Consider the following 13573-nt stretch of genomic DNA (forward strand, 5'->3'; position numbering starts at 1 on the left):
TTATGACAACAATTTTAATTATAGATGATGAGCGCCCAATCCGTAGCTCGTTACGTGATATCTTGGAATATGAAGACTATAAAGTCCTAGATGTCGACAACGGTGAGGACGGACTGAAGATCTTGCAGAAAGAAAAAATCGACCTGGTATTATGTGATATCAAGATGAACAAAATGGACGGTATGGAAGTACTGACCGCTGCAAAAGAATTTTCGGACATCCCGTTCATCATGATCTCAGGTCATGGTACCATCGAAACAGCTGTTGAAGCTGCTCGTAAAGGTGCTTTCGACTTCCTGGAAAAACCTCTTGACCTCAACAGGTTATTGATTACCGTAAGGAATGCCCTGGAAAAAGGCTCCTTGGTCAAGGAAACAAAAGTCCTGAAACGTAAAATCTCCAAAACTAAAGAAATCCTTGGTGACTCTTCGGGTATCAATTTGATCAAAGATACCATTGACAAAGTTGCCCCAACAGAAGCCCGTGTATTGATCACCGGAGCCAATGGTGCCGGAAAAGAATTGGTCGCGCGTTGGCTGCACGAGAAATCCTCTCGCTCTAGCTCTACCTTGGTCGAAGTTAACTGTGCCGCAATCCCTTCCGAATTGATCGAATCTGAATTGTTTGGCCATGAAAAAGGATCCTTTACCTCAGCGGTAAAACAGCGTATCGGAAAATTCGAACAAGCTAACAATGGTACCCTTTTCTTGGATGAAATCGGTGATATGAGCCTTTCTGCGCAAGCAAAGGTATTGAGGGCATTGCAGGAAAATAAAATCACTAGGGTAGGTGGCGAAAAAGAAATCGATGTCAATGTACGTGTGATTGCTGCGACCAACAAAGATCTTTTGAAAGAGATTGAAGAGGGCAACTTCCGTATGGACTTGTACCACCGTCTTAGTGTTATCTTGATCCATGTGCCTTCTTTGGCCGAACGTAAGGACGATATCCCAACTTTAGCCAATGCCTTCTGCGAAGAAGTGTGTGCAGAATATAGCATGCCTGTCAAAGCTTTTACACCAGATGCCATGAAAGCCCTACAATCTTTGCCTTGGAGTGGTAACATCCGTGAGCTAAGGAACATGATCGAACGCTTGATCATCTTGTGTGATAAGAAAATCACTGAAGAAGATGTGTTGAAATTTGCTAACCCAGGCGGTCCGATCACTGCAAATAGCCTTGCCGGAAACCATACGAGCAATGGATTTGATATGGAACAATTTACCTCTTTCCAAGACTTTAAGGACTTCTCTGAATGCGAATTCATTAAATATAAATTGGAAAGAAACAATTGGAATGTCTCCAAAACAGCTGATGACCTGGATATACAAAGAAGTCACCTGTACAGTAAGATCGAAAAATTCGGACTGAAAAGAGACTAAGCATAATATCCTGAAATATTATACAAACACAATACAAGGAAAAAGGCCTGATCTAATCAGGCCTTTTCTTATTATACGTATATTTTAATACGTTGTTAATCGTTGAATTTCCGTTTTTGTCGACTATATAACATATATATAGCAACGGTCAAAACTATAATTCCGATTATTAAATACGGTAATGCAGATCCCTCACTCGTGCTAGCGTTGGTGTTGTCCTGTGCAAACAAACCAATAGATACTGCATTTAGTAGTACTAACACATTCCACTTTCTCATGATCAATTTGTTTTTTAAGTTTATATAATAATATACGAATAATATAACGCAAAAACCATGACAAAGCAAATGTATTAACAATTATTTAACCTATTAAATGCCAAAATCCGCTATTGTAATGATAATGTTACCCTGAAAACCTAATTATCATCTATTTAGTTGCTTTTTTATTTCAAAAAACAAAAATTTTCAAATATTATAGAAGATATCTGATTGAATTTCAACCTCTTTATGACCTAAATAGAAATCGTTCCGAAATAAAAAAAGTGTTAATCCTTTTCAGGAAAAACACTTTCTATCTTAATTTAAAATGGAATTAAATGATTTCAGCTAAAAAATTACCCTGTTGATGGATAATTTCGCGCTTGGCGATAATTTCTTGAAGATTAATGGTTCCAATCACATATTTGTGATCATCGCTAAAGAACCGCTCGGAAATACTGATAAAATCAATGTTTTCCAAAACATCTTCATCTTCATATCGGAAGTAAACTTTTAGAGCATAGTCAGTCGAATATTCAACCTGTTGCGCCTCTAAATGTTTTTTGTACTCATATTTGTAATCATATCTTAATGCAGCAATATCTGACAGTACCGCAGAACCCGTCGGGTGGCCACCGGCTCCTTTACCATAGAAAAATTGCTCATCGGCAAAGGCAGCTTTAACCAATACCCCATTGTATTCGTTTTCCACATTCTGCAGGATATTGCCTTTGGAGATAAATTTAGGAAGCACATAAAGGACAACCTTGTTATTTGTTATCTCCTTGGCCAAAGGGATCAATTTGATTTTATAGTTTTTCTCTCTGGCATATCTGATATCGGCATTGCCCAAAGTGTCGATCCCTAGATTTAAGATCTCATCTGGGTTGATGTAAATGCCATAAGCATGAGAAGCTACAATGGCCAATTTGTATTTTGGATCATAACCACCAACATCCAATGTAGGATCTGTTTCTGCAAATCCTAATTCCTGTGCTCTTTTCAATGCCTCATCATAGCTTTGGTTTTCATTGAAGATCTTGGAAAGGATGTAGTTGGAAGAACCATTGAAGATACCGCTTACAGAGTGCAAAAGCTCGTTGTCATAGTATTCTTCTAAGTTTCTGATGATAGGGATACTACCACAGACTGCACCTTCATATAATAGGGAAGTACCATGTTGATTTTGGATCTCGGTCAATTCCTCTAGATGGGTGGCGATCATTTTTTTATTGGCAGAAACAACATTCTTTCCTGTTGTCAATGCTCTTTTTGTAATCTCAAAAGCAGCTTCGGCATCATCGATCAATTCAACCACGGTATTGATCTCTGGGTCTTCCAGAATAGCATTGGCATCTGTGGTAAACAATTCTGCAGGCAAGGTCCTTTTTTTGTCTGCGTTCTTGATAACAAATTTCTTGATCTCTAAGTTTAAGTGCTTTGTTTTTATGATATCGTATAAACCTTGTCCCACCACACCAAATCCAAACATCCCGATGGTAAGTTTCTTACTCATTATTCTTTAATTAAATTTAAGTGATTTTCTGCTTTTGTATTATGTTTCTCAAGAAAGTTGCCTATGACTTGAGTCAGGGTTTTTGTTTCAATTAAGAAGCCATCATGTCCAAAAAAGGAATGCAGCTCATAGTATTCCGCATTTGGAATATGTTTCGCGATAAATTCCTGTTCTTGAGGAGGGAATAGCACATCCGATGGAATACCGATGATCAGGGCATTGACGCCCTCAATCGAGCTTAATACTTGCTCCACCTGCCCACGGCCTCTGCCTAGATGATGGCTATCCATGGCCTTGGTCAAATACCAATAGGAAAATGCATTGAATCTCTTGACTAATTTGTCTCCCTGATAGGCTTGGTAGGAGGATGCCTTGTAAGCATCTGTTTTGTCATGGTCCGATTCCACTTGGGTCGTTCCATAGGCATTGTAAGTCCTATAGGACAATAATGCCATACTGCGGGCCGCCTTTAATCCGTTCAATCCAGCATCATCCCTTTGCTCTTTAAAGCTGGCATCTGCCTCGATCGCGAGCCTTTGGCTTTCATTGAATGCGATTCCCCAAGGTGAGAAAAACGCATTCGTCCCGATAGCAATTAGATTATGGATCTTTATGGTTTTGGACACCGTCCATTCCAAAGCTTGTTGACCGCCTAGGGAACCACCAATCAAAGTGTTGATTTCTTGGATCCCTAGATGATCAGCTAATAGTCCATGTGCTTTAACAATATCTCTGATCGTGAACTGAGGAAAGTCCGAATAATAGGGTAGATTGGTATTAGGGTCAATGGATAGGGGATTCGTCGTCCCATAATGTGAGCCCAATACATTGGCACAGATAATGAAATAATCCTTATCATTAAATAATTCATTCTCGCCAAATAATCCTGGCCACCAGTCAAAAACATCTGAATTTGCAGTCAATGCATGGCATACCCAAATCACATTGGACTTGTCCTCATTTAGCTGACCATAACTATGGTAGGCTATCTGTAGATTTGCCAGTTTTTTTCCACTCTCTAATTCGAAGTCTTGGCTATATCCGAAAGTCTTTACACTCATTCTCTTTAATTATCTTCCTCCTAAAAAATCAGTTAAGCCCCCACTTACTTGATTTTGTCAAATGCTTGTGTTAAGTCTGCTTTAATATCGTCGATGTGCTCAATACCCACCGATAGTCTCAATTGACCTGGAGCGACTCCAGCTGCTTTCTGCGCTTCAGCGCTCAATTGCTGGTGTGTGGTTGCCGCAGGATGGATGATCAAGGATTTTGCATCTCCTACGTTCGCCAAATGGCTGATCAATTCCAAAGAGTCGATAAACTCATTCGCCTTATCTACGCCGCCTTTGATGGTAAATGATAATACCGCACCATATCCATTTTTCAGGTATTTTTGTGCATTCTGATGGTAAGGGTGGTTCTTCAATCCTGGGTAGCTTACTTGCTCTACTTGAGGATGTGCCTCCAACCATTGTGCAATTTCCAAGGTATTGTCAACATGGCGTTGAACACGTAGTGACAAGGTTTCCAGACCTTGTACCAAAAGCCATGAGTTAAATGGAGATAGGGCAGGGCCGAAATCTCTTAATCCTTCAACGCGAGCACGGATAGCAAATTGAATGTTCCCAAATGGTCCACCTTCACCGAATACATCGGAGAATACTAAACCATGGTAACCTTCAGAAGGCTCTGAGAATTGTTTGAATTTACCATTTCCCCAGTTGTAGTTACCGCCATCGATAATCACTCCACCAATACTAGTTCCATGTCCACCGATCCATTTTGTTGCCGATTCTACCACCACGTTAGCACCATGCTCCAATGGTTTGAACAGATAACCACCAGCACCAAAAGTGTTGTCCACGATCAATGGTAGGTCATGTTTCTTGGCAACCGATGCGATACGCTCGAAATCAGGAATATTGTAACTTGGGTTCCCAATGGTTTCCACGTAGATCGCTTTTGTTTTATCGTCGATCAAGGCTTCAATTTTATCAGCATCTGAATCTTCAGCAAATCTTGCCTCAATGCCTAATCGCTTAAACGAAACCTTGAACTGATTATAGGTACCACCGTAAAGATTTGATCCTGAAACAAAGTTTTCACCCGCCTCAAGGATATTGGTCAATGCCAAGAACTGTGCTGCCTGACCGGAAGATACAGCTACTGCTGCCACACCACCTTCTAATGCCGCGATACGTTTTTCAAAAACATCCGTGGTTGGATTCATGATCCGGGTATAGATGTTTCCAAATTGCTTAAGGGCAAATAAATTCGCGCCATGTTCCGCATTCTCGAAAACGTATGAGGTAGTCTGATATATAGGTAATGCTCTTGATCCAGTTGTAGGGTCTACATCCTGACCTGCGTGCACTTGTAGTGTTTCAAATTTAAGATTTTTGTTGTCTGCCATTTTTATGTTGATTATTGATGTTAGTAAATTGAATATATGATTTCCTTTCTTGCTGTGCTATTGGTCGTCTGTTTGCTATTATTTTTGCACTTTTTCCTCGTGCTCAAACATAGTGACGACTATCGCATTCGGGTAATGCAAATAATACAGCTGGAAATAAATTGAATGTTGGGATCTGTTGCTGGTTTTCCAACAAGATACACTAATTCCGATTTTGAAAATTTTGAAGTCATAGTCTATTTCATTTATATGCTCCTGGGCTTTATTGCCTCGGACAGGAATTGGCACCTTTTCAATCCTTATTGAAGGTTGCCAGTGGGTCATTGAGCCAGTCTCTCGCCACTTCTTTATAAATCAAGACCATCTTTTTAGAGAGGTAATGATTAGCGTACCACTATCGAAGTACTCCGCAAATATAGTTCACGAAATTTAATTTTGCAATCTTTTTCTGAAAAGTTTATTCTTTGGCAGTTCCCTTTACCACTTTTCCCTATAAAGACCAGGGCTTCAACCTTTGTTAGTCCCTTCTCTAACGTCGGTTGAAGCCCCAATATTTTTCTGATATCTATTTCCGATCAACTAAAAGGTAGTTGTCTTCGCATCGCGCATTTGAATGATTTTGTCTACCACGTAGCGTGTATTCCCACGCCATGGTAATACGCCATGATATTCCTTATAATGAAGGTCAAAGGCTTTCCCACTATTCAGTTCCAAGATATGGAAAACTGAGTCGTTTTCAATGGAGAATTCAAATTCATTGCTCGAAAGACCGGTCCCCGTCTTCTGTGAACGGATTCCCTCTTGGATCAGCTTCCCTTCATAGGTTTTGAATAAATTTCCCTTTTTTACCGCATAATTCAAAACACCAGATTTAACGCCTTCTCCAAATACAAAATAATATTTGAAATAAACAAATCCGGCAAATGCCAGAAATAGAATAAGTAAAAACCAGCTGATAAATTTCTTGAACTTTGAACCTTTAGTGCTAGGTTGTGGGTTAGTTGTTTCCATTTTTTTTGATTCAGTTTCTATTTGGTAACAAAAAGAATACCTAAAAATAAAAAAGGTTGGCGAATTTCCATTGCCAACCTTATATTTTTTTTAACCGAGTAGCTGCATCTCTGCATCGATCGCTTCTTTGGTCTTATCACTTACCGGAACCAATGGAAGCCTAACATGGTCTTTGCCAATCCCTTTCTTTTCTAGGATATATTTGACACCAGCAGGATTTCCCTCAATAAAACAAAGGTCGATGATCTTCAATAATTCCGAGTGAATGGCTCTTGCTTCCACATAGTTTCCTTCGCGACATAGATGTGCCAAGGCTGAAACTTTGGTAGGGTAGGCATTGCCGACAACCGAAATGATTCCGGCAGCACCCATCGCCATCATAGGCAATGTAACAGGGTCATCCCCAGAAATCAGGAGAAAGTCATTTGGTTTGTCCCGAAGGATCTCACTGAACTGTGCAAAATTACCCGATGCTTCCTTGGTCGCTACAATATTCTTGAAATCCTTGGCCAAACGAACCGTGGTCGCCGGACTGATATTGCTGCCCGTCCTTCCTGGTACATTATAAAGGATAATAGGAAGTTTAGAAGCCTCCGCGATTGCTTTATAATGCTGATAAATGCCTTCTTGTGTTGGTTTGTTATAGTATGGAGAAACCGAAAGGATCGCAGCATAGTCAAGGACCTCAAAGTTCTTGATCTGCTCCACGATTTCATAGCTGTTGTTTCCGCCAATACCAGCAACCAATGGAATACGCTTATTTACGTGCTTCGAAGTAAATTGCCACAGCTTCTTTCGCTCATCTTGGGTTAGGGTAGCTGTTTCTCCAGTGGTACCCAATGAAACCAAATAATCAATGCCACCTTCAATCTGAAAATCTATCAGATTGCCGAGGCTTTCGTAATCTACTGTGCCGTCTGCGTGAAATGGAGTGACTAATGCTACTCCCGCACCTTGAAGCTCGTTCATCGTTTATGTATATTTATTTATTTTATTCTTATTTATTGATCATCGCCAGCAGCTGAACATCCGAGATCATCGGTACCTGTAGTTTTTCTGCCTTCGCTAATTTCGATGGTCCCATTTTGTCCCCTGCCACCAGATAGTTCAGTTTTGAAGAAATACTGCTTAACATCTTTCCGCCATGCGACTCAATCAGTTCTGTCAATTCTTCCCGGGAATGGTCCGCAAATACGCCCGATATCAAAAAGGTTTTGCCCAAGAGGCTATCGCCGGCTAATAACACTTCCTTTTCTTCAATCTCAAACTGTAAGCCCATGGCCTTTAGTTTTTCGATCTCTTCCCAATGCTCTGGATTAACCAGATAGGCATTGATGCTTTCGGCTATGCGCAAGCCTATATCCTGAACAGAAAGAATTTCATCTACCGTAGCAGCACGGATCGCATCGATGTTCTTGAAATGCTGCGCCAATTTCTTGGCTACGGTCTCACCGATATGGCGGATGCCCAAGCCAAACAATACTTTCTCAAAGGGCTTGTTCTTCGACTGTTCGATGCCTTTCAACATATTATCTATGGACTTTTGTCCAAATCGTTCTATGCCGACCAATTCAGGCTCCCTGTCTTTTAGGGTATAGATGTCCGAAATTTTTCGGATCAGACCTAGCTTGAAGAAAGTTTCGATGGTTTCGTCGCCTAAGCCTTGTATATCCATCATCTTTCTGCCGATGAAATGTTGCAGCTTGCCAACGATCTGCGGTTTACATCCATCCTCATTCGGACAATAATGAACCGCTTCGCCTTCTTCCCTGATCAAGGCTGTGCCACATTCTGGACAGTGAGTAGGGTATACAAATGGTTTAGCTCCTTCGCGACGCTTTTCAACGTTTGCTGAAATAATCTTCGGAATGATCTCACCGCCCTTTTCTACAAAGACCGTATCATGTTCGTGCAAGCCCAGTCGCTCGATTTCATTGGCATTGTGCAGAGAAGCACGCTTTACTGTTGTTCCAGCCAACAGGACTGGTTTCAGGTTCGCTACGGGAGTCACTGCCCCTGTACGCCCAACTTGATAGCTGATGCTGTTCAAGATCGTTTCAACCCGTTCCGCTTTAAATTTATAGGATATTGCCCAACGCGGAGATTTTGCCGTAAAGCCCAATTCTTCCTGCTGTGCAAAGTCATTTACCTTGATCACGATTCCGTCGATCTCATAGGAAAGTTGGTGTCTGGCCTCATCCCAATGATGGATGAATTCCAATACCTCCTCGATGGAATTGCACAGTTTACTATGTTCGCAAACTGGAAATCCCCATGATTTCACTTCCTCGATGCTATGCCAATGGTCGTGGAATAATTTGTTTCTGTTATCGCAGTACAGAAAATATAGGAAACAGTCCAAAGGTCTTTTTGCTACTTCCGAGGAGTCCTGTAATTTGATGGTTCCAGAAGCAAAGTTCCTTGGATTGGCATAGGTCTGCTCTCCATTTTCTTCCCTTTCTTTGTTCAACCTCAAAAAGGCCGATTTATGCATGAATATCTCCCCACGGATATCAAAGCTTTCAGGATAGTCGCCTTTCCTCAGTTGATGCGGTATGCTGCGGATGGTCTTCACATTGTTGGTCACGTCATCGCCTTGAGTTCCATCCCCACGGGTGACTGCCTGAACCAATTTTCCGTTTTCATATGAAATAGAAATGGATAGACCATCAAATTTCAATTCAGCAACGTATTGAACCTGATCACCAACCACCTTCCTGACCCTGTTGTCAAAGTCTTTTAACTCCTGTTCGTTATAGGTATTGCCCAATGACATCATTGGCCATTTATGACGAACAGTTTGGAATCTTTGTGTGATATCTCCGCCAACTTTTAGGGTAGGGGAGTTAGGATCTCTGAATTCAGGATATTGGAGTTCCAACGCTTCCAGTTCCTTTAATTTATGGTCAAAATCGTAATCGGAAATGGAGGGTTGCGCTAAAACATAATATTGATAATTATATTCGTTCAGCTCACGTGTAAGTTCTGCTATCTTCGCTTGAATATCTATTGACATAGACCACGAAAATACAAAATATATTAAGGGTAAAATAATTTAAAACAAAATTTGGCAACTACCGTAAAGTGTTGCAAAACAATGAAAATTATCTGGGAAAAGATAATTCAGGACTTTCGCGATTAATGGAAATTATTATCATGAAGGTCACTGTATTTGTGGATTTTATTCATGTAATAATCCCAAATAATGGAATTCTTATATTGTCCTTTTTTGTTCTCTTTTTGCGCATATTTCTTTCTTTTCTTTGCTGTTTTAAAGAAATTCCGAAAAAAATACTGATGACCACGGCTTACAGCCCAGGCATCCGCCGTTTTTCCATCAAAAAGAAACTTGATTAAAGCAAATAAGTCCCACCATAATCGCAACGATATTTTCCAAATCCCAGCAGCAACCGATAGGTTCTTTTGCATCATGACCAAATTGTTCCGGAAGTTGAGGTAGGTCTTCTGGGGATTGCTGGTTTTTAAGGTTCCGCCGCCCACATGGTAGACAATTGAATCTGGACAATAGCCCACCTTATAGCCCATTCGCTTTAATCTCCAGCAAAGATCGATTTCTTCAAAATGGGCAAAGAAATCAGCATCAAATCCTTCTGCTTCTTTCCAAGCCTTGGATTTAATGAACAGAGAGGCACCTGTCGCCCAGAACACTTCTTGGGCATCATTATATTGGCCTTGGTCTTTTTCTACTTTATCCAAGATCCGTCCTCGACAGAATGGAAATCCAAAATAATCAATATAGCCTCCGGCAGCGCCTGCATGCTCAAATTCACCCTTGCTATGGTATGCCTGAATCTTAGGTTGACAGGCTACCAATAATGGGTCTTGCTCCATATAAGCGATGACTGGCTCAACCCAGTTCTCTGAAACTTCTACATCGGAATTCAATAGGATGTAATAATCCGCTTCCACTTGCTTCAGGATTTCATTGTACCCGCCAGCGAAACCTAGGTTCTCGCTGTTGCGAATGATCTTGAACATGGGGAAGTTCTCCTCCACATAACTAATGGAATCATCGGTCGATCCATTGTCGCCGATAATAAACTCTATATTTGGGTATGTACTATTAAATACCGAAGGAAGGAATTTCTCCAAGAAATACTTCCCGTTCCAATTTAATATGACAACGGCAACTTTCGGGTAATTTGACATTTAATTTCTTCTTTTACGCTTCCATCTACGATGGGACCATAACCAATAGGCAGGTTCGGAACGGATGATTTCTTCCGTAAACCTATTATGGATATGGGTAATCTCATGTTCTGGATAGGCATCTGGATTTTCCACCAAGGTGGTAAACTTACAGCTGTAATATCCTCTTTTCTTCTTTCTCCTGACCTCACAGAAAACCACCGGAAACTTCGTCAATCTTGAAATACGCTCGGCACCTGTATAAACCAAGGTGTCTTGGTTCAAAAATTCCATGAAATAATCAGAATCCTGATAGGTAGGTGTCTGGTCCGCTACAAACATACTAATATGCGGAACATTTTTCAACTTTATAATATGTCTTAAGATCTGTTTCATGGGGACCATTTCTGCTCCAAACCGCGAACGGATCTGATTATGAATCTTATTGAAGACTTTATTGTTTAAAGGTTTGTAGACAATCAGCTCGGGTACATCCATCATCAACGATAACCGGTGGATCGATAACTCCCAGTTCCCATAATGCGAGGTCACCCCGATCACACCTTTCCCTTGATCAGTAAATTGATACACTTCCTCAGGATTCAATAATTCAATGCGCTTGATGACTTCTTCGGGCCTGATGGTCGCCATTTTTACCGATTCCACCAATAGATCGGGGAAATAACGGTAAAATTTATAGGCTATTTGTATGATCTCCTCCTCGGGTTTCTCTGGAAATGCATTCCTCAGGTTCTCAAAGACCACTTTCTTGCGATAGCCGAACACATAGTAAATCAGGACGAAAAGGAAGTCGGAGATCAGGTAAAGGCACCAAAAGGGCAGAAGTGATAGCAAATACAATGTCCCGTAAATCAGTTTTTCCTTCATGCCTATTTTAAAGTACTTTACAAATATCCCCAAATAAAGTTATTTTTGCGGACAAATTGAAGTGAATATTCGTTTATGTCAACAGGAATTCTTTTACCGGCACTCTACCTGCCTAATATCAGTTATTTACAAACCATAAAAAATAACGATGGTCCCATTGTCGTGGAACAGTTTGAAAACTTTCCCAAACAGACCTTCCGTACCCGAACTCAAATTGCTACTGCAAATGGGGTGCTGGATTTGTTAGTGCCTATACAGCACGGTAAAAAACAGAGACAGGTCATGAAGGATGTTTTGATCAATTACGACCATCCTTGGCAAAGGCTGCATTGGTTAAGTATTCAGACAGCTTACCGTAGCTCGGCCTATTTTGAATACTATGAGGACGATTTCCGTGAATTTTACGAAAAAGAATATAGCCATCTCCTAGAGTTTAATGTGGACCAATTGAAGCTGATTCTCAAACTGCTCAAGATCAACCGTGAAATTGTGCTCAGTGAAAAATATGAGGCAGAATCGCCTAACGAAATAGATTTTCGGAAAGCAATCCATCCTAAATTGCCGTCTCTAATACAGCAACAAAAGCCATATTATCAGTTGTTTGAGGATAAGAATGGGTTTCTCCCTAATTTGAGTAGCATAGACCTTTTGTTCAGTCAAGGCCCACAGTCGAAAAACTATTTCTAATCAGTTTTTATTTTCTTCTTGAAACAATTTCTTTATGTTTAGCGTTCTGTGTTTAAACCGTCTATTTCATGAAGAAAATTGTATTGATCTGCTTTTGCTTTTTTATGGCGATTTCAGCATTTGCACAAACCGGTGCTGATACCCTACATTACCGTAAAGTGTACTATTTTGGAGGAACTGGCCTGTCATTCCCTTTGGGGAAAACCAAGAACGTCCTCACTACAAAGCTATTTACAGGAAGTATGGGATTGGATATCTCCTTGAAAAATCCAAAATATTACCTGCAACCCACCTTGTATATGTTGAGTTTTGGCTACGATCAATTATTGGATGATTCAGAATACAACCGGGTCTTAAAGAATGCAAGGTCTACGATGTATGTATTGAGTTTGGCAGGAGGGATGCGTAAGCAGTGGGAAAGGTTGAATACCTACGCCTATCTTGGTCCTTCCGGAGCTCTTAATATGGAACCCCGTTCTGAAGATAAGGGAGATGGTACGGTAGAGCTTAATTATGAGTACAGTATATCCCCGGCCATAAAAATGGGGGTAGGATCAGATTATAAATTCAAGGGATTTTTCTTGGGCATGGAGATAGGTTATCTACACAATTTCAGGAAAATGCAGGGTAATCCGGTGAATGTGCTTTCAATAATGGTCGGTCTGAAGTCCGATATTACTAAATTAAGCGATAAAGTTGTAGAAGTTATTTCAAAATAATATAAAACTATTTAACTGAAAATCAACAACTTATATGTTTTCTTCAAAAAAAGTGGTCTTTTTTTTATGATTTCGTACAATATGGCAAGGTATATGTCGTTAATACACTATCTAGATAAATAGAAAATATTTAGGTTAATAATTGGTTTGGTAAAATACCTGGAGTTCTCCGCTCCGGGTATTTTTGTTTTTAGACCTTCCAGAAAAAAATAAAAAAATTCAATCCCTTATAATAAAGATATTTAGTTACCGTTTAGATAGTAAATTCATAATTTCATAATTTAGGTTAATAATTGGTTTGGAAAAATACCTGAGATTCCCAATCTCAGGTATTTTTATTTTTATACATTCCTAGCAATGACAAGATTTTAAATTTTAGTGAAACCTTGGGGGTGAAATATTTTTCAATAAATCTTTCTGAATGGACACAAATCAGAAAAAATAGCTTTCTCATCTTACGATTTCGAAATGACCAAATTTTCCTTAAAAAAACAAAAATAGATTCTTCGTTTCACTCTGAATCCCTCTTTAGCGCATTTTTATTCTGA

The 13573-nt window shown here is 40.0% G+C and carries 11 protein-coding genes and 1 riboswitch; of the genes, 3 read left to right on the top strand and 8 right to left on the bottom strand.

Features of this window, described 5'->3' with window-relative positions; translation table 11 throughout:
- Positions 1-2 precede the first annotated feature (2 nt).
- A complete protein-coding gene (locus RT138_RS16635) occupies positions 3-1382 on the top strand; it encodes a sigma-54 dependent transcriptional regulator (protein WP_185213641.1) in 1380 nt (459 codons plus the stop codon).
- 594 nt (positions 1383-1976) lie between these two features.
- Here the strand turns inward: RT138_RS16635 and RT138_RS16640 are convergent.
- The 8 genes from RT138_RS16640 to RT138_RS16675 all read right to left on the bottom strand — a co-directional run bounded on the left by RT138_RS16640 (position 1977) and on the right by RT138_RS16675 (position 11619).
- Entirely contained in the window at positions 1977-3158 is a 1182-nt protein-coding gene (locus RT138_RS16640) for a homoserine dehydrogenase (protein WP_313191578.1), read from the bottom strand.
- Complete coding sequence (gene metX, locus RT138_RS16645; RefSeq protein WP_313191579.1) at positions 3158-4219, bottom strand: homoserine O-acetyltransferase; 1062 nt, start codon at positions 4217-4219, stop codon at positions 3158-3160. The genes RT138_RS16640 and metX overlap by 1 nt, the downstream gene beginning before the upstream one ends.
- A gap of 44 nt (positions 4220-4263) precedes the next feature.
- Positions 4264-5571 (bottom strand): O-acetylhomoserine aminocarboxypropyltransferase/cysteine synthase family protein, encoded by a 1308-nt coding sequence (locus RT138_RS16650; RefSeq protein ID WP_185211467.1) that lies wholly within the window; start codon positions 5569-5571, stop codon positions 4264-4266.
- Between the two features lie 242 nt (positions 5572-5813).
- A riboswitch (SAM riboswitch) is annotated at positions 5814-5927 on the bottom strand.
- Positions 5928-6150: 223 nt separating this feature from the next.
- On the bottom strand, positions 6151-6582 hold the full coding sequence (locus RT138_RS16655) for a hypothetical protein (RefSeq protein ID WP_185211468.1): 432 nt from the start codon (positions 6580-6582) through the stop codon (positions 6151-6153).
- Positions 6583-6672: 90 nt separating this feature from the next.
- Positions 6673-7551: a 4-hydroxy-tetrahydrodipicolinate synthase gene (gene dapA / locus RT138_RS16660; protein WP_313191580.1), complete on the bottom strand. Its 879-nt coding sequence runs from the start codon at positions 7549-7551 to the stop codon at positions 6673-6675.
- A gap of 28 nt (positions 7552-7579) precedes the next feature.
- A complete protein-coding gene (gene ligA, locus RT138_RS16665; protein ID WP_313191581.1) occupies positions 7580-9598 on the bottom strand; it encodes an NAD-dependent DNA ligase LigA in 2019 nt (672 codons plus the stop codon).
- Between the two features lie 122 nt (positions 9599-9720).
- A complete protein-coding gene (locus RT138_RS16670) occupies positions 9721-10752 on the bottom strand; it encodes a glycosyltransferase family 2 protein (protein WP_313191582.1) in 1032 nt (343 codons plus the stop codon).
- Positions 10753-11619 carry a lysophospholipid acyltransferase family protein gene (locus RT138_RS16675; RefSeq protein ID WP_313191583.1) on the bottom strand — a complete coding sequence of 289 codons (867 nt, stop codon included), beginning with the start codon at positions 11617-11619 and terminating at the stop codon, positions 10753-10755.
- Positions 11620-11694: 75 nt separating this feature from the next.
- On the opposite strand from RT138_RS16675, the gene RT138_RS16680 reads away from it, so the two are divergent.
- Entirely contained in the window at positions 11695-12306 is a 612-nt protein-coding gene (locus RT138_RS16680) for a WbqC family protein (protein WP_313191584.1), read from the top strand.
- Positions 12307-12374: 68 nt separating this feature from the next.
- Complete coding sequence (locus tag RT138_RS16685) at positions 12375-13025, top strand: hypothetical protein (protein ID WP_313191585.1); 651 nt, start codon at positions 12375-12377, stop codon at positions 13023-13025.
- The last annotated feature ends 548 nt before the right edge of the window (positions 13026-13573 follow it).

The organism is Sphingobacterium sp. (assembly GCF_032065005.1).
Lineage (GTDB): Bacteria > Bacteroidota > Bacteroidia > Sphingobacteriales > Sphingobacteriaceae > Sphingobacterium.